The organism is Propionispora hippei DSM 15287, assembly GCF_900141835.1.
Lineage (GTDB): Bacteria > Bacillota > Negativicutes > Propionisporales > Propionisporaceae > Propionispora > Propionispora hippei.
On sequence record NZ_FQZD01000006.1, the window covers coordinates 179,289 to 197,975 of the forward strand.

Annotated in this window: 15 protein-coding genes; all 15 read left to right on the top strand. The window is 50.8% G+C overall.

The genetic code is table 11. The features are described 5' to 3' along the window. Position 1 precedes the first annotated feature (1 nt). On the top strand, positions 2-1,051 hold the full coding sequence (gene rseP, locus F3H20_RS04240) for an RIP metalloprotease RseP (RefSeq protein ID WP_394349558.1): 1,050 nt from the start codon (positions 2-4) through the stop codon (positions 1,049-1,051). Positions 1,052-1,074: 23 nt separating this feature from the next. Then, on the top strand, positions 1,075-2,148 hold the full coding sequence (ispG, locus tag F3H20_RS04245) for a flavodoxin-dependent (E)-4-hydroxy-3-methylbut-2-enyl-diphosphate synthase (protein ID WP_149733707.1): 1,074 nt from the start codon (positions 1,075-1,077) through the stop codon (positions 2,146-2,148). 2 nt (positions 2,149-2,150) lie between these two features. Next, entirely contained in the window at positions 2,151-3,851 is a 1,701-nt protein-coding gene (locus tag F3H20_RS04250; protein ID WP_149733708.1) for a proline--tRNA ligase, read from the top strand. A gap of 127 nt (positions 3,852-3,978) precedes the next feature. Then, on the top strand, positions 3,979-7,644 hold the full coding sequence (locus F3H20_RS04255) for a PolC-type DNA polymerase III (RefSeq protein WP_149733709.1): 3,666 nt from the start codon (positions 3,979-3,981) through the stop codon (positions 7,642-7,644). Positions 7,645-7,891: 247 nt separating this feature from the next. Continuing rightward, entirely contained in the window at positions 7,892-8,350 is a 459-nt protein-coding gene (locus F3H20_RS04260) for a ribosome maturation factor RimP (RefSeq protein WP_149733710.1), read from the top strand. Positions 8,351-8,380: 30 nt separating this feature from the next. Beyond that, entirely contained in the window at positions 8,381-9,424 is a 1,044-nt protein-coding gene (gene nusA, locus F3H20_RS04265) for a transcription termination factor NusA (RefSeq protein ID WP_149733711.1), read from the top strand. A gap of 14 nt (positions 9,425-9,438) precedes the next feature. Further along, the gene (gene rnpM, locus F3H20_RS04270) at positions 9,439-9,705 is read left to right on the top strand and encodes an RNase P modulator RnpM (protein WP_149733712.1); all 267 of its coding nucleotides are present in this window, start codon (positions 9,439-9,441) and stop codon (positions 9,703-9,705) included. After that, on the top strand, positions 9,702-10,010 hold the full coding sequence (locus F3H20_RS04275) for a L7Ae/L30e/S12e/Gadd45 family ribosomal protein (RefSeq protein ID WP_223191599.1): 309 nt from the start codon (positions 9,702-9,704) through the stop codon (positions 10,008-10,010). The genes rnpM and F3H20_RS04275 overlap by 4 nt, the downstream gene beginning before the upstream one ends. Before the next feature lie 49 nt (positions 10,011-10,059). Further along, entirely contained in the window at positions 10,060-12,624 is a 2,565-nt protein-coding gene (gene infB, locus F3H20_RS04280) for a translation initiation factor IF-2 (protein ID WP_149733714.1), read from the top strand. A 111-nt stretch (positions 12,625-12,735) separates the two neighbouring features. Next, positions 12,736-13,092, top strand: a complete 357-nt coding sequence (rbfA, locus tag F3H20_RS04285) for a 30S ribosome-binding factor RbfA (RefSeq protein WP_149733715.1) — start codon at positions 12,736-12,738, stop codon at positions 13,090-13,092. A gap of 1 nt (position 13,093) precedes the next feature. Then, positions 13,094-14,047 carry a DHH family phosphoesterase gene (locus F3H20_RS04290; RefSeq protein ID WP_149733716.1) on the top strand — a complete coding sequence of 318 codons (954 nt, stop codon included), beginning with the start codon at positions 13,094-13,096 and terminating at the stop codon, positions 14,045-14,047. Next, positions 14,044-14,916, top strand: a complete 873-nt coding sequence (gene truB / locus F3H20_RS04295) for a tRNA pseudouridine(55) synthase TruB (protein ID WP_149733717.1) — start codon at positions 14,044-14,046, stop codon at positions 14,914-14,916. Before F3H20_RS04290 ends, truB begins: the two co-directional genes overlap by 4 nt. 67 nt (positions 14,917-14,983) lie before the next feature. Further along, positions 14,984-15,928: a bifunctional riboflavin kinase/FAD synthetase gene (locus tag F3H20_RS04300; protein ID WP_149733718.1), complete on the top strand. Its 945-nt coding sequence runs from the start codon at positions 14,984-14,986 to the stop codon at positions 15,926-15,928. A gap of 147 nt (positions 15,929-16,075) precedes the next feature. Then, positions 16,076-16,342, top strand: a complete 267-nt coding sequence (rpsO, locus tag F3H20_RS04305; RefSeq protein WP_149733719.1) for a 30S ribosomal protein S15 — start codon at positions 16,076-16,078, stop codon at positions 16,340-16,342. 135 nt (positions 16,343-16,477) lie between these two features. Beyond that, positions 16,478-18,577, top strand: coding sequence for a polyribonucleotide nucleotidyltransferase (locus tag F3H20_RS04310; RefSeq protein ID WP_149733720.1), 2,100 nt, complete (start codon positions 16,478-16,480; stop codon positions 18,575-18,577). Positions 18,578-18,687 lie beyond the last annotated feature (110 nt).

Below are 18,687 nucleotides of genomic sequence, written 5' to 3' on the forward strand. Positions count from 1 at the left end.
GATGATAGGGGGAATTTTATTGTTTACAACCGTTATAGCCAGTATTTTCGTTTTCGGTGTATTGATTTTCGTACACGAACTGGGACATTTTATGACAGCCAAATGGGTTGGTATGCGGGTTGACGAGTTTGCGCTCGGTTTTGGCAAAAAGCTGATCAGCTTTCGCCGCGGCGAAACGCTGTATTCGCTGCGGTTGATCCCTTTGGGCGGTTTCAATAAGATTGCCGGCATGGACCCGGACGAAGAGCAGGATGAACGTTCTTTCGGCGCGAAACCAATCTGGGCGAGAATATTGGTTATTGTAGCCGGTTCGGCCATGAACTTTCTACTGCCGGTGCTTTTGTTTCTGATCGTATTTCTTAGTGCAGGAATCGATAATGTATCGGATCAGCCGATTATTGGCAATATCTTCGCTGATAAACCGGCGGCCAGGGCTGGGCTGATGACCGGCGACCGTATTGTCAGCGTTAACAATGAAAAAATTGATTCCTGGCGTCAGTTTGTCACGCTGGTTCAAAATAGCGGCCAGAAACCGTTACATATTCAGTTTGACCGGGCCGGAACAACAGGCCAGGCAGAAGTGGTGCCTGAGTTTGACAACAAAGCCAACCGGGGAATTATCGGTGTTATGCCGCAGATTGACAACTATCGCCCTGGTTTCTTTGAATCGGTAAAACTGTCGGTTGTGCAGACTTATACGGTTACGGCCGCCATGATCACTGGCTTGCTTCAAATGGTTACCGGGCAGGTGGCTGCTGAAGTGGCCGGGCCGATCGGTGTGGCTCAAATGGCCGGTGAAGTAGCCCAGCTCGGTATTATTCCGTTGCTTCAATTTGCCGCATTCTTGAGCCTTAACTTGGGTCTCTTAAATTTGCTGCCTGTACCGGTGCTGGATGGCGGCCATGTGGTGGCGCTAGCTCTGGAAGGAGTGCGCGGCAAATCCTTAAGCCGGGATAAAATGCAGTTTTTACAGATGATTGGTTTTGCTTTGCTGCTGTTACTTACTTTGGTTGCTACTTTCAAGGATATAGCAAAGCTGAAATTATTTTAGAACCTTTGGAAAAGAGTGGAACTATGCAAAGAAAAGTGACCAGACAAATTCGCATTGGCGCGGTGCCGGTCGGCGGTAGTGCGCCAATTTCCGTACAGTCGATGACAAATACCAAAACCCACGACGTAGCGGCCACCGTAGCCCAAATCCGCCGTCTGGTGGAAGCTGGTTGTGATATTGTCCGGCTGGCTGTGCCGGATATGCGGGCAGCCGAGGCACTGTCTGACATTAAGCAGGCGCTGCCGGCAGTGCCCTTGGTGGCCGATATCCATTTTGACCACCGCCTGGCTCTGGCTTCGCTGGAGCGGGGGATTGACGCGCTGCGGATCAATCCTGGCAATATTGGTGGCAACGATAAGGTCTCCCTGGTGGTCAAGGCGGCCCAAAGCCGCCATATTCCGATTCGGATCGGTGTTAACGCCGGTTCGCTGCCGCCCGATATCGTGGCCAAACACGGCGGGCATCCCTCCCCGGAAGCTATGGTGGAAAGCGCACTTCGCCATGTGCGTATTTTGGAAGAACATGATTTTCAGGATATAAAAATTTCCCTGAAGGCTCACGACGTACCGATGACCATCGCCGCTTACCGGCTGATGTCCGAAGCTGTCGACTATCCGCTCCACCTGGGAATTACCGAAGCCGGTACCGTTAGCAGCGGTGTGATTAAATCGGCGGTCGGCATCGGTGCTATGCTGGCCGGGGGGATTGGCGATACCCTGCGGATTTCCCTGACCGGCGATCCGGTGGAAGAGGTGCGGGTCGGCAACGAGATATTAAAGGCGCTTGGTCTGCGCGAATACGGACCTGTCCTGATATCCTGTCCTACCTGTGGCCGCTGTAACATTGATCTGGCCGGAATTGCGGCAGAGGTGGAACAAAAACTTGCCGCCATTAAAAAACCGCTCAAAATTGCCGTGATGGGCTGTGTGGTTAACGGTCCGGGCGAAGCCAGGGAGGCTGATTTCGGCATTGCCGGCGGAGCCGGACAGGGCCTGGTTTTCCGCAAGGGGGAAATCATCAAAAGAGTGGCCGAACAGGATCTAGTGGCCGAACTGTTTAAAGAAATAGATAAGTTTGTTGTTGAGGAGGAGCAATAATCATGCGCATGTCACATTTATACGCACCTACATTACGGGAGACTCCGGCCGAAGCGGAAGTGGTGAGCCACCAACTGATGCTGCGGGCCGGTATGCTGCGCAAAGCAGCCGGCGGCGTGTATACTTATTTGCCGCTGGCCTGGCGTGTATTGAAAAAAATTGAACAGATTGTCCGGGAAGAAATGGATGCCAAAGGTGGTCAGGAACTCTTAATGCCGATTGTTCAGCCGGCGGAAATGTGGCTGGAGACAGGTCGCTGGCATGTATACGGTGATGAAATGTTCCGCTTGAAAGACCGGCATGACCGGAATTTCTGCCTGGGTCCCACCCACGAAGAAATGATTACTACCCTGGTGCGTTCCGATGTCCGTTCGTACCGCCAGCTTCCTTTGCTGCTGTACCAAATTCAAAATAAATACCGCGATGAAATCCGGCCCCGCTTCGGCCTAATGCGCGGCCGCGAATTTATCATGAAGGACTTATATTCCTTTGACCGGGATGAAGCCGGCTTAAGCGAGAGTTATAGCAAAATGTATGATGCCTATTCCCGGGTGTTTTCCCGCTGTGGGTTGACCTTCCGGGCGGTAGAGGCTGACGCCGGTGCCATCGGTGGCAGCGGTACCCATGAATTTATGGTGATTGCCGATTCCGGCGAGGCGGCCATTGTCTATTGCACAAACTGTGATTACGCGGCTAATGTGGAAAAGGCTGAACTGAAACCTTTGCCGGCTGCATCGGAAACGCCGCAGGAACTGGCTGTGGTTGATACGCCGGCCATGAAATCTATTGCCGACCTGACCGCCTTTTTAGGAGTTACAGCCGATAAAACTATTAAAGCTATCGCTTACCGGACCGAAAAGGAAACCGTGTTGGCTCTGGTGCGCGGTGATCATGAGGTCAACGAAATCAAGCTGAAAAACAGCCTGAACTGCTTGGCACTGGAATTGGCAGGTGATAAAGAGCTTGCTGCTATCGGCAGTGTGGCCGGGTTTATCGGCCCGGTGGGCTTGAAAAACGTCACCGTCGTTGCCGACGCTTCGGTCATGAATCTCAGCAATGCCGTGTGCGGTGCCAATCAGACGGACAAACATTATATTCATGTGAATCCAGGACGGGACTTTACCCCTGCCATCGTTACCGATTTGCGGCTGATTACCGAAAATGATCCCTGTCCGCATTGCGACGCCGCCATCAAAACAGCCCGCGGTATTGAAGTCGGTCAGGTATTCAAGCTGCATACCAAATACAGTACCGCCCTGAAGGCCACTTATCTTGACGAAAATGGCAAGGAACAGCCGATGGTTATGGGCTGCTACGGCATTGGCGTCAGCCGTACCATGGCCGCCGCCATTGAACAGCATAATGACGAACATGGCATTATCTGGCCTGTAGCGATTGCTCCTTACCATGCAGTGGTTGTGCCGATCAGCACCAAGGATCAGGCCCAGGTAGCCCTGGCGGAACAAGTCTATGCCGCCTTGCAGGCCGCGCAGGTGGAGACTGTTCTGGATGACCGGAACGAGCGGCCGGGCGTTAAATTCAAAGATGCCGATCTCATTGGCTATCCGTTAAAAATAACGGTAGGACCCAAGGCAGTCAATGAAGATACCATCGAAGTAAAAATCAGACGTACCGGTGAAGTGTTGTACTATCCCCAGGAAGGTTTCGCCGCTAAAATAAAAGAACTGTTAGCAACACTGTAAATGGGTTAAAGAAGCGTGATGTAATGTTTATATCACGCTTCTAATTTGTCTTTTTAGCCTTTTTAGAGTATCAAAGAAAAACGGTTTTTATGGTACAATGGAAGTGTTAATGAATGGAGAGATAAGAATGCACAACTATTGTATAATCCCTGATAGTTGCCGGACGCTATATGAATTTATATCCGATGTTCCTGTTGCGGCAGAAGAGCAGGAGCTCTTGGCAGCGGCCAAGGTGGCCAGTGTTAATGTCAACACCGGTGCAAACGCCTGGGATCTGGTGCTTACCGTTCCCCGGCAGTTACCGGACAAGCTGCTAAATCTTGTAGCACGGAAACTGTGCCGGAACTGCGGCCTGCAAAGTGTAAGCTTCACCCAGCAGATGTCGAATCTGGAGGAGTACCTGGCCCGGGAATGGACTTCCTTTATCAGTCTGATTGCGCAAGAGGCTCCGGCCGTTAAACATATACTGATCCATGCTGCCTGGAGAGTGGAGGACCATACATTAACCATTGAGACATCCGGCGATCTGTCAGGGCAATTGATGGCCAGCTATGGGGTTGACCAAACGATACGGCAGTTTATTCTAAAGAAGTTTGGTCTTTCCTACCGGGTGGAGATACTGTCGGGCTTGCTTAGCGAAGATATAGCCAGCGAGGAAGACTATCTGACGCCGGAATATATGGAGGCTCTCTCCGAAAGTCTAAACAACCGGGAGAAAAAGAAAAAGGACAGTCCGGTTATTTTCGGCAAGCCAATTAAAGGGGATGCTCAGGCCATTCATGAGGTGCAGGATGAGGCCCGCAATGTCGTATTTTCCGGCGAGCTGGTAGGTTTTGAAACCAGGGAACTGCGGTCAGGCCGTTTTCTGCTTACCTTTGACTTGAGTGACGCGACCGACGGAATCAGCGGCAAGGCGTTTTTTGATGAGCAGGAGCAATTTAATCGGATTAGCGGTGCCTTGGCCCAGGGAATGCTGGTCAAAGTGAAGGGAACTGTCCAATATGACAAATTTTCCAAGGATTTAGTGCTGTTTGTGGACAGCATGTGCCGGTTGGATAAGACCGAACGCATGGATGACGCTGAACTGACACGGGTGGAATTGCACGCCCATACCCGGATGAGCAATATGGATGCCGTTGTTTCGGTGAAGAAACTGATTCAGACGGCTGCCCGCTGGAACCATCCGGCCATTGCCATCACCGATCATGGTGTGGTACAGGCCTTCCCCGAGGCCCATGAAGTGGCCGCTAAATGCGGGATAAAAGTGATTTACGGTATGGAGGGATATTTGTTTGACAACGAAATCAACCGTTCCTGCCATATTGTTATTTTAGCGAAAAACAGTGTGGGACTGCGCAATTTATACCGTTTGGTATCGCTATCCCACCTGAAATATATGCACAGGACACCGCGGATTCCCCGGACAGCCCTGATTGAGCACCGGGAAGGGCTGATCCTGGGATCGGCCTGCGAAGCGGGCGAATTAATCCGGGCCATTGTCAACCAGGCCAGTGAGGAAGAGCTCTTAGAAATTGCTTCTTTTTACGATTACCTGGAAATTCAGCCGATTGCCAATAATGCTTTTCTGGTAAGGGAAGGCAAAGTAGCCGATGACGAAGGCCTGCGCCAAATCAATCGCAAGGTATGCGAGCTAGGGGCAAAGCTGAACAAGCTGGTGGTGGCCACCGGTGACGTCCACTTTTTAAATCCCGAGGACGAAGTGTTCCGGCGCATTTTGATGGCCGGCAAGGGCTTTGCCGATGCCGATCAGCAGCCGCCGCTTTACTTCCGCACCACGGCGGACATGCTGGATGAGTTTTCCTATCTGGGCAAACAAAAGGCACATGAACTGGTGGTGGACAATCCCCGCCAGATCAGCGAATGGTTTGAGACCTTCAAACCAATTCCAGACGAACTGTACTCACCGCAAATTCCCGGCGCCGAGGAGCAGATCCGCTCGATGTCGTACCAAAGAGCGCATGAACTGTATGGCGATCCGCTGCCGGAAGTGGTGGCTGCCCGCTTGAAGTATGAACTGGATGCCATTATCAATAACGGGTTTGCCGTACTGTATCTCATTGCTCACAAGCTGGTTAAGAAATCGCTGGACGATGGCTATCTGGTTGGTTCACGGGGTTCGGTCGGCTCTTCCTTTGTGGCTACGATGACCAGTATTACCGAAGTAAACCCATTGCCGCCCCACTGGCGTTGCACGGCCTGTTTGTACAGTGAATTTGTTACTGACGGCAGTGTAGGCGGCGGCTATGATTTGCCTGACAAAGATTGTCCTCATTGCCAGCGGCCAATGGAGAAAAACGGACATGATATTCCGTTTGCCGTTTTCATGGGCTTCCACGGCGACAAGGTGCCTGATATCGACTTGAATTTCTCCGGTGATTATCAGCCGGTAGCCCATAAATATACGGAGGAACTGTTTGGCCGGGACAATGTATTCCGGGCCGGAACGATTGCGACGATTGCCGATAAGACAGCCTATGGCTTTGTTAAAAAATATTTCACTGAGAAGAATATCTCGGTCCGTGATGCCTACATCAACGGTCTGATCAACGGCTGCACCGGCGTCAAACGAACTACCGGCCAGCATCCGGGCGGCATTATGGTCGTACCCCGCGATATGGATGTGCACTATTTTACCCCCATTCAGCATCCGGCCGATGATGCCAAGTCGGGTACGATAACCACCCATTTTGATTACCACTCGATCAGCAGCAGGCTGGTCAAGCTGGATATTCTCGGTCATGACGATCCGACAGTGATTAGAATGCTGGAGGATTTGACCGGCATTGACGCCAAGCAAATTCCCTTTGACGATAAAATCACGATGAGTCTATTTTCCTCAACGGAAGCGCTCAACCTGACACCGGAAGAGCTGGGCAGCCAAGTGGGAACCTTCGGCATTCCCGAGTTCGGCACTAAGTTTGTTCGCCAAATGCTGGAGGATACGACGCCGAGCACCTTCAGTGAGCTGGTGCGAATCAGCGGCTTTTCCCACGGCACCGATGTCTGGCTTAACAATGCTCAGGATTTGATTAAGGCAGGCACGGCTAAATTGTCCGAGGCCATTTCAGCCCGCGACGACATCATGATGTATTTGATACATAAGGGCTTGGAGCCGCAGCTGGCGTTTAAAATCATGGAGGGCGTCCGTAAAGGGAAGGGCGTAAAACCGGAAGATGTGGAAAAAATGAAGGCCAACAATGTACCGGAGTGGTATATTGAGTCCTGTCAAAAAATCAAGTACATGTTCCCCAAGGCCCATGCCGTGGCTTATGTTATGATGGCTTTCCGCATTGCCTACTGCAAAGTACACTATCCGCTTGCCTTTTATGCCTCCTATTTCACGGTCCGGGCTACCGAGTTTGACGCCGATATTATTGTTCAGGGCGAAAAGGTGCTGCGCAGCCAGTTGGCCGATTTTGAGCAAAAGGGCAATATGATGACCGCCAAGGAAAAAGGCATGCAGACTATTTTTGAAATGGCGCTGGAAATGTATCTCCGCGGCTTTAGCTTTAAACGGGTTAACCTATACTCTTCTCACGCAACGAAATTTCTTATTGTGGACAACGGTCTGCTGCCGCCGCTGGCCTCCCTGCAGGGATTGGGCGACTCGGCCGCCCAGAATATTGTTCAGGCCCGAGAGGAACGGCCCTTTTCCTCAGTGGAGGACATCCGGGTGCGGGCCCGTGCTTCCAAGACGGTTATCGATATATTGCGCAACCATGGCTCCCTGAATGACTTACCGGAAACCGACCAAATCATGCTGTTTGCCTAAGCATAAGGTTGTTAAAATCTGTGATGTCGGTGTTGTAAATCCTATCCTATGGTGGTATAATTGATAAGGTATAATTTTGTTTACGCAGCTAAGAGTGGGATGTCAGCCCACTCTTTCCTCTTAATTACTGCTATTGACCTGCCAAATACAGGGTATAAGGGTGCGGGTTATTAGGCAACACTAAAAAGAGCAGGTATGTTGCTGCTCAATACCCGCAAGTGGCTACAAACGGTAGGGGGTTATCTATTTGTCGAAGGAACAGATCGAAAATTTGGTGGAAGGCTTGGTTAACGATATCATCGCTTCAACGGATTTGGAAATGGTAGACGTTGAATATGTGAAAGAACGCGAGTGGTATTTGCGTATCTTTCTTGATAAAGAAGGCGGTTTGGAAGTCGAGGACTGCCAATGGGTCAGCGAACGCCTTGAAAACAAGCTCGATGAGCTTGATCCGATAAAAGACAGTTATTACCTGGAAGTTTCGTCGCCGGGTATTGACCGGGCACTCAAAAAAGAACGTGATTTTGTCCGCCATAGCGGAGAAATGGTGGAAATCAGTACCTTTGCTCCGATTAACGGGAAGAAGAGCATCGTGGGTACCTTAATCGGCTTAACCGATGGAAACATTCATGTCGATGTGGCTGGCACCGAAGTGATTGTGGCGCGGGAAAAAGCGTCTCAGGTCCGGCTGCACATTGACTTCTAATTTAGTTAAAATTGAATAGGGGGAATTATAGTGAACGCTGAATTTATGCAAGCATTTGAGCAGTTGGGAAAGGAAAAGGGAATTGCACCGGAGATCTTATTTGATGCGATTGAAGCAGCACTGATTTCAGCTTATAAAAGAAATTTCGGTTCGGCGCAAAACGTCATGGTATCGCTTGACCGGCTAACCGGCGAAATCCATGTGTACGCCCGCAAAAATGTTGTGGAAGAGGTTACCGACAGCCGCTTGGAAATGTCGTTGGCCGAGGCAAAGAGCATCGATCCGCGCTATGGTCTGGAGGATATTGTTGAAGTGGAAGTAACGCCGAAGGATTTTGGCCGCATTGCCGCGCAAACGGCCAAACAGGTTGTTGTGCAGAGAATCAGGGAAGCCGAGCGGGGCATTATCTACGAAGAGTTTTCCAACCGGGAAAGCGATATTCTGACAGGCATTGTCCAGCGTATGGAACAAAAAAACGTATTCATCGATTTGGGCAAGGCGGAGGCTATTTTGGCGCCGTCCGAACAAATTAACGGTGAAACTTATCGTCACGGCGACCGCCTGAAAACTTACATAATTGAAGTCAAGAAAACGACAAAAGGACCGCAAATCCTCGTATCTCGCACACATCCCGGACTACTCAAGCGTTTGTTTGAATTGGAAGTACCGGAAATTCATGACGGTGTGGTGGAAATCAAATCAGTGGCCCGCGAACCGGGGTTGCGCTCGAAAATTGCCGTCCATTCCCGCGATGAAAATGTTGATCCCGTCGGCTCCTGTGTCGGCCACAAAGGGATGCGCGTGCAAACCATTGTCAATGAGTTGAAGGGTGAGAAAATCGATATCGTTAAGTGGAGCGTTGACCCGGCCAAATATATTTCCAACGCCCTAAGTCCGGCCAAGGTGGTATCCGTCGAGGTGAATGAGGCGGAAAAAATCTCCAAGGTGATTGTTCCAGACTACCAATTGTCACTGGCGATTGGCAAGGAGGGACAAAATGCCCGCTTGGCCGCTAAGCTGACCGGCTGGAAAATTGACATAAAAAGTGAATCCCAGGCCCAATCCGCCATATAGGGAGGGGAGTGGCTATGCAGAAGAAAAAGATCCCGCAGCGTATGTGCGTCGGCTGCCAAGAGATGAAAAGCAAGAAAGAATTACTCAGGATTGTCCGTACGCCTGACGGCAGTATTGTTTTGGATGCCACCGGCAAGAAGGCCGGACGCGGTGCTTATATATGTCCGTCAGAGGAATGCTTTACCAAGGCTATGAAGCAAAAACGGATAGAAAAAGCGCTTAATCAGCCGATTGAGGCGGCTGTGTACGAAGCCTTGCGCGACGGAATAACAAAATTATGAAGGAACAAAGAGTGATGTCGCTCCTGGGGCTGGCCCAAAAAGCCGGTAAAATCGTGTCAGGCGAACTGGCGGTGGAAAAGGCCGTCCGGTCAGGCAAGGCGAAGCTGATCGTGGTCGCGGCCGATGGTTCGGACAATACAAAAAAGGCCTATCAAAATATGGCAGCTTACTACAAACTGCCTTTTTACGAGATACTGTCCAAGGATGCATTGGGACAATGCATCGGAAAACATAACCGTGCGGCACTGGCCGTCATTGATGAAGGCTTCAGCCGGTCATTAGACAGCATATTGAACGGGAAATGAGAGTTTACCGGATGTGCCTTCGGGAGAGAACGAAAATGGGGGTGGATTGATGTCCAAATATAGAATATATGAATTAGCTAAGGAATTTAATACAACCAGTAAGGTGATTATGGATATTCTGGCACGCAACAATATGGCGGCCAAAAATCATATGAGCAGTGTGGACCAGGAAGCAAAGCAAATTATTGACCGTACCTTTGCCCGCAAAATTGATCAGCCGGTTCCGAGCAAAGCTCCGTCAGCACCGGCGGCGCCGGCGGCCAGACCGGAGTCAGCCCGGCCGCAGCCAAGACCGGGAGCTGTAGATGCACCACGGCGGGACCTGCGGAACGAACAGCCCAGTCGCCAGCAGCAGGGAGAACAGCGTCCTCACCAGCCCAATCGGAATAACGGAACGTTCCAGCAACAACGTCCGCAACAAGCTGCTCAGGGCAATCAGCAGCGCCCGCAGCAGCCTTTTCAGGGCAACAATCAACAGCGTCCGCAGCAGCAGGGCAACTATGCAAGACCGCAGCGCCCGCAGCAAAGCGGCGGGACTAATCAGCAGCGCCCACCGCAACAGGGTTCGCCAATTCATTCGCAGCAGCGTCCGCCTTATCAGGGGCCGCGCAACGCCGGCGGCACGGAGCAGCATAATGACAACCGGTCGAACAACCGGGGTCCGTCAGAACAACGTAACAACAATTCTGGTAACGCAGGCAACCGTTTTGCCGGACAGGGCCAGCAAAAACAACCATATAGCAACAACAATAACTTTAATAAGAATAAGCCTCATGGGGCAAACCGGCAGCAAAACCGTTCAAATCATGGCGGCAGAAACGCCCATCGTTCACCGCAGCCTGTACAGCCTAAAGTGGAGCCGCCGAAACCGAAGAATATTAAATTGGGCGAGTCCATCATTGTTAAGGAATTGGCCAGCAAGATGGGCCGTGAAGCCAGTGAAGTCATCAAAAAGCTGATGATGCTTGGCGTAATGGTCACCATCAACCAGGAAGTCGATTTTGATACGGCATCGTTGATTGCCACCGATTTTGGTGTAACAGTGGAGGCTTTGCCACCGGAAGAGGATCCGACGGAAATCCCTGAAATTGAAGATGACGAGGCAGATCTAGTGATAAGACCGCCGGTTGTAACGGTTATGGGTCATGTCGACCACGGCAAGACCTCGTTGTTGGATGCCATTCGCCAAACCCGGGTGACCCAGCAGGAGGCCGGCGGCATTACGCAGCATATCGGAGCCTACCAGGTTGTCTGTCAGGGCAAAAAAATCGTATTCCTGGATACCCCCGGTCACGAAGCGTTTACTGCTATGCGGGCCCGTGGTGCTCAGGTTACCGATATCGCTATTTTGGTGGTGGCCGCCGATGACGGCGTTATGCCGCAGACCATTGAAGCGATTAACCATGCCAAATCAGCCAAGGTGCCGATTATTGTGGCCATCAATAAAATGGACCGGCCGGGTGCCAATCCGGATAGGGTCAAGCAGCAGCTTGGCGATCACGGACTGGTGCCGGAGGACTGGGGCGGCGATACCATCATGGTGCCTGTCTCGGCTCATCAAAAAACCGGTATCGAAGAACTGTTGGAAATGATTCTGTTAATGGCGGAAGTGCAGGAAATTAAGGCTAACCCCAATCGGGCCGCCTATGGCATTATTATCGAAGCCGAGCTTGACAAAGGCCGTGGTCCGGTGGCTACCGTACTGGTGCAGAAGGGAACGCTGCGCATTGGTGATTCTATCATTGCCGGCACCGCTTTTGGCAAGGTACGGGCGATGGTCAACGACCGGGGCGAGAAGGTGAAGAAGGCGGAACCTTCGACACCGGTAGAAGTGCTGGGACTGGCGGATGTGCCGCAAGCTGGTGACATCTTAGTAGCCGTTGACGAAAAGACGGCCCGGGCAGTCGCCGAGAAGCGGATAGCCAAACGGCGTACCGAAGAAATGCAGCAGTCTCAGAAAGTGTCGCTGGATGACTTATTTAAACAAATCCAGGACGGAAATATTAAGGATCTGAACATTGTCATTAAGGCCGATGTGCAGGGGTCGATCGAGGCGCTGCGCCAATCGCTCTTAAATCTCAATACCGGTGAGGAAGTGCGCGTTTCCATCGTACATGCCGGCGTCGGTGCAATCAACGAGTCGGATGTCATGCTGGCTTCGGCTTCCAACGCCCTAATTATCGGCTTTAACGTCCGTCCCGACGGCAATGCCCGTAAAGCGGCGGAAAGCGAGAAAATCGATATTCGTCTCTACCGGGTTATTTATGAGGCGATCAATGATGTGGAAGCGGCTATGAAAGGGATGCTGGCGCCGGAGTATAAAGAAGTGGTACAGGGACGACTGGAAGTCAGAAAGGTTATTTCCGTCCCTAAAACAGTGGTGGCCGGTTCCTATGTGCTGGAAGGCAAGATCACCAGAACCTCTCAGATTCGTGTCGTCCGCAACGGTGTTGTGGTGCATGAAGGCGAAATTGAAGCGCTGCGCCGCTTTAAAGACGATGTCAAAGAAGTGGCTGCCGGTTATGAATGCGGCATCTCGGTAGAAAAATTCCGTGATATCAAGGAAGGCGATATTATCGAGTCCTTTGTCATGGAAGAAGTAAAGAAAGGTTAGCACTTACCGCTTTGGATTCTGTGAATGCCGGCGAAATGTGTTCGTCAGCATTCACTGGATTAGGTTAGCAAGGTACTGACGGTAAGGTGTTTGATAGAACGGAGGATAGTTATGGGACAACTCCGCGTGGAAAAGGTTCAGGAGTTTATTAAGCAGGAAGCCAGTAAAATTATCTTAAATGAATTGAAAGATCCCCGGGTCGGCTTTGTGACGGTGACTCAGGTGGAAGCGACCGGCGACCTCAGGCATGCGAAAATATATGTGAGTCTGATGGGTAGTGATGAACAGAAGGCTCAGACCTGGGAAGGACTGCAAAAGGCGCTCGGTTTTTTGCGTTCAGAAATCGGCAAACGGCTGCGTATGCGTTTTTCACCTGAGCTGACCTTACATTTGGATGAATCATTGGATTATAGTGATAAAATACAAAAATTGCTCTTAAAAATAAAAGAAGATGAGGATAACCGGTAGTATGGAAATGTCATTTGCAAGTATAGCAGCTTTGCTTGCGGCAGCGCGCAGCCTGGTGATTACCGGGCACATCCATCCTGATGGTGACTGCCTGGGGTCTGTTCTGGCGCTGTATCATGGGCTGGTGGCGGCCGGCAAAAAGGTTCAGATGCTGATTGATGATGATATTCCCGCTATGTACCGCTTTATGCCAGGAGTTGAGTTGATCGGCAAACCTGCCGATGCCAAGCTTGTCTGCGATGCTCTGGTGGTACTGGATGCCAGTGATGCCGAACGGATCGGCAAGGTTGGTGCCGTGGTAGCGGCGCCGGTAATTAATATTGATCACCATACCTCCAATGTTAAGTTTGCCGATTATTGGCTCATAGACAGTCAAGCTGCCGCAACCGGTGAACTCATTCTTAGGCTGCTGCGGGAAATGAGGACGGAAATTACCGAGGACATTGCTATTTGCTTATATACGGCGATTGCCACGGATTGTGGATTTTTTAAATATGCCAATACTTCTCCGTCTACCTTGCGGGATGCTGCTCAACTGATGGAGTGTGGTGCACAGCCACACTTAATAGCCGAACAATTGGACACTCGTCCGCTGGCCACGCTGACGGCGCTGGGCAAGGTGCTGCAAACGTTGGAGTTTCACGCCGGAGGGCAGATTGCGACTATTAGCGTAACCAGGGAAGTAGGCGAGTACGCTCAAAATACCGAAGGCTTTATAAATTATCCGCGGACGGTGGAAGGCGTGGAAGTGGCGATTATGTTCAAAGAAGCTGAAGATAAAAATGTCAGAGTCAGTTTGCGTTCGAAGAATATCGATGTCAGCAGCATTGCCTTGACTTTTGGCGGTGGCGGACATATGCGTGCTGCCGGCTGTACGGTAACAGGCAGCCTAAAGGATGCGCAGGTCAAAGTGGTGGCGGCTGTGACGGAAGCCCTGGACAGGACGCCGCTATGACGGCAGGAGTTATTAATGTTTTGAAACCGCCAGGAATGACATCGCATGATGTCGTTTCTTTTATTCGCCGGACTTATGGCCTTAAACGGGTGGGCCATGCCGGTACGCTGGACCCGGCCGCTGCCGGTGTGCTGCCGGTTTTTTTAGGCGCGGCCACCCGGTTGATTGAATATGTGACCGACTGTGATAAAAGCTACCGGGTGGAGTTGACCTTCGGTTATGCCACCGATACCGGCGACGATACGGGGACGGTTATTGCCCAGGCGCCTTGTCCGGCACTGCCGGTCGAGCGGCTGACGGCGGTGCTGCGCTCCTTTTTAGGTGATAGCGAGCAAATCCCGCCGATGTATTCGGCCATCAAAGTGAATGGGAAGAAACTGTATGATCTGGCCCGTTCCGGGGTTACCATCGAGCGTCAGCCCCGTAAAATTACCATCACTGACATCCAATTGCTTACGGTCAAGGACAATACCCTGTTATTTGATGTGGTATGTTCTAAGGGGACCTATATCCGGTCTTTATGTATGGATATTGGTGAAAAAGTAGGTTGTCCGGCGGTTATGAGCTTCCTGGTACGGACCAGAGTCGGGCAATTTCCCCTGCAGGAGGCCTTGACGGTGGAAGAAATCGGGCAAGATAAAGAACGGGCTCTACAGCCGGTGGACAGTTCGCTCGGCCATATGCCGGAGCTGCGGCTCACGGCGGCACAAGCACAAGCCTTTCTCTATGGACAGAGCATAGCTTGCGCCAGCAGCGAAACTCTGCCGTTGCGTATTTACAACGAGCAAGGTTTACTGATCGGTATCGGCCAAAGTAAGGATAATTCCCTGCTTGTGCCGGTCAAGGTTTTTCCGGACGATATCCGGTGATGTTGCAAGTAGTAATACTGAACTCCACTAACAGCTGGTAATGGGGGATCAGTATAAGGAGAGTCGTATGGAAAGTTTTGATAAGATTGCTAAACTTACACTTCAATATAAAAACATTGTGATTGCTCTGGGGACTTTTGACGGTTTGCACAAAGGCCATCAGAGCGTGATCAGCCGGGCGGTGGACATTGCCAGGGCCTCGAACGGCACCAGCGTGGTGTTTACTTTCAGCAATCATCCCCTTTCGGTGCTGGACCCGCTGCGTTGTCCGCCTAAGCTTATCAGCCAGGAGGAAAAAGAGACTCTGCTGGCTGATATGGGGGTGGATGTGTTTGTCGCCATTCCTTTCAATCAGGAATTTCTGACGCTGTCGCCACAGAAGTTTATTGAATTATTGCTGGCGGACTTTGCGCCGCGGCATATTGTAATTGGTCCCAATTACTCCTTCGGCAACAAAGGGGAAGGTACGCCGGACCTGTTGGCCAAGGCTGGCCGGCGGCATGGTTTTGCCGTTGATGTTCAGCCGGCTGTATACGTCGATCAGCAGCTTGTCAGCAGTACGTTAATCAGACAGATGATCGCTCAGGGGCAGGTTGATGAGGCTGCCCGGCTGCTTGGCCGTCCCTTTGCTCTTACCGGCAAGGTCATTGACGGCGATAAGCGGGGCCGGACGATTGGTTTTCCCACAGCCAATATGGAACTGGAACCGGCGTTTGCCATCCCGGCCAATGGGGTATATGCGGTTCAGGTTTGGTTAAAGGGGAAACGGTATAGCGGTGTGGCTAACGTTGGTACCAACCCTACTTTTCACGGTGTGGAGCAGCGGCTGGAAGTACATCTCCTGGATTTCTCCGGCGATTTGTACGGGCAGGTTCTGTGTACGCAGTTTGTGGCCTGGCTGCGCGGAGAAGTGGTATTTACCGGTATAGAGGAGCTTAAAAACCAGATCGACCGGGATATTCAGGCAGCCTTGCCGTATTTGAAAGAAAATATTAATAAATACGGTACATGATTGCATTATTTGTTCTAATATGGTAAAATATCATTTGTGTAATTCTGCTGGTAATTCCAGCAAAGCGTGAACCATAGCGAGGATGTTCGAGTCTCCAACGTTCGTCTTGGCTAATGGGGATAGAATATGAGGAGGTAGTAGTAAAATATGTTAACACCTGAATTAAAACAACAGCTTATCGAAAAGTTCCGCGTTCATGAGGCCGATACCGGATCGCCGGAAGTGCAAATTGCCATTCTGACCGAGCGGATCAACTATCTGACCGGACACTTGAAGGAACATAAGAAGGACCATCATTCCCGTCGCGGCCTTTTGAAAATGGTTGGCCAACGCAGAGGCCTCTTAAACTATTTGCGCGATAATGATATTGCCCGTTACCGTTCCATTCTTGAAAAACTCAATCTGAGGAAATAGACGTAAAAGCGGGATTTATCCCGCTTTTACTTTATTTTAAAGGTTAAATAGTAATAAAAGAGGGAATAATAAAAAAAATGTCGAAGCTCTATCTTTGTGATAATTAAAGGGGTTATAAGAGGAGGAAAAGAACAGATGCATAGTTTTGAGACAATGGTAGGAGGACGCAAGCTGGTTATTGAATCAGGCAAATTGGCTAAACAAGCCAGTGGCGCCGTATTAGTCCGCTATGGTGATACAGCGGTAATTGTAACAGCAACGGCTTCCGCCGAACCGCGGGAAGGAATTGACTTCTTTCCTTTAACTGTAGATTATGAGGAACGTTTGTATTCAGTGGGAAAAATTCCCGGCGGCTTCATTAAACGGGAAGGTCGTCCCAGTGAATCAGCTATATTGTCAGGCCGTTTGATTGACCGGCCGATCCGTCCCTTGTTTGCCGAAGGTTTCCGCAACGATGTACAAGTTGTGGCCACCGTTATTTCGGTAGACCAGAATAATCCGCCGGAAATTCCGGCCATGATCGGAGCATCCTGCGCGCTCTCTATTTCTGATATTCCTTTCAACGGCCCGATTGCCGGCGTCCGGGTTGGTCTGATTGAGGGCCAATTTATTACCAATCCTACGGTGGAACAGCAGGGTAAAAGCGACTTGAACCTTGTTGTGGCCGGAACGAGAGATGCCGTGCTGATGGTGGAGGCCGGTGCCAATGAATTGTCGGAAGAAACCATGCTGGATGCCATCTCCTACGGTCATGAAGTTATTAAGGAAATTGTTGCTTTTCAGGATAAAATCGTTGCCGAGGTCGGTAAACCAAAACGGGAAATCAAGCTTTATGATGTGGATGCCGAATTGAATCGCAGTGTGCGCGCCTTTGCCACCGAGCGTCTGGTAACGGCTGTGCAAAATGCCGATAAACTGACCAGAGAAGAAGAAATCAAAAAGGTAAAAAGCGAAACTGCCGAGCACTTTGCCGAAATCTACCCGGAAAATCAAAAAGAACTTTCCTATGTATTGCAAAAAATACTTAAAGAAACAGTCCGTAAAATGATTACTATTGACAAGATCCGTCCGGATGGCCGCAAAGTGGACGAGGTACGTCCGATTACCTGCGAGGTAGGTTTGTTTGCCCGCACCCATGGCTCCGGTCTGTTTACCCGTGGACAAACTCAGGTGCTGTCCATTACCACTCTGGGTGCCATCGGTGACGAACAAATTCTCGACGGGCTGGGTGTTGAGGAATCTAAACGTTATATGCATCACTACAATTTCCCGGCCTTTAGCGTAGGCGAAACCAAACCGTCCCGCGGCCCCGGACGGCGTGAAATCGGTCATGGCGCCTTGGCGGAACGGGCTTTGGTGCCGGTGATTCCCAGTGAGTCCGAGTTCCCCTATACCATCCGGGTCGTATCGGAAGTGCTCGAGTCCAACGGTTCCACCTCGATGGGCAGCGTCTGCGGCAGTACTTTGTCCTTAATGGATGCCGGTGTGCCGATTAAGGCGCCTGTGTCGGGCGTAGCAATGGGACTAGTTAAAGACGGTGATCATTTTACTATTCTGACCGATATTCAGGGCATGGAAGATGCGCTGGGCGATATGGACTTTAAGGTGGCCGGTACGGCGACTGGTATTACCGCCATGCAGATGGATATGAAAATCGCCGGTATCACCCGGGAAATTTTTACCGAAGCGCTGGAACAGGCGAAACGGGGCCGGACGCACATCCGGGAAAAAATGATGGAAGCCATCACCCAGCCGCGAGCTGAACTGTCGCCTTATGCACCGCGCATTATTACCATGGAAATTGATCCCGAAAAAATCCGCGATGTTATTGGGCCAGGTGGCAAAATTATCAAGAAGATTATTGAAGAAACCGGTGTAAGCATTGATATCGAGGATGACGGCAAAGTCTTTATCGCCGCTGTGGATGTGGAAGCCGGCCAGAAAGCCGTCCGGATTATTGAGAATTTGGTCCGTGAAGTGGAAGTCGGCGCCATTTATCCGGGGAAAGTAACACGGCTCATGAATTTTGGTGCCTTTGTGGAAATTCTGCCGGGGAAAGAAGGCCTGGTACACATTTCGCAACTGGCCAGAGAACGGGTTGCTAAGGTGGAAGACGTAGTGAAGGTTGGCGATGAAGTCATGGTCAAAGTGACCGAGATCGACCGTCAGGGCCGGATCAACCTTTCCCGCAAAGAACTGTTGAAAGCCGAACCGGACAATAAAGAACAGGCATAAACCTAACAACGGACAGACTGTTGCAGATGCGTAAAATCATTATGCGACAGTCTTTTTTTATTTTCATGAAACAGCCGCTGCCGTAATACATTAACCATAGAACGATAACA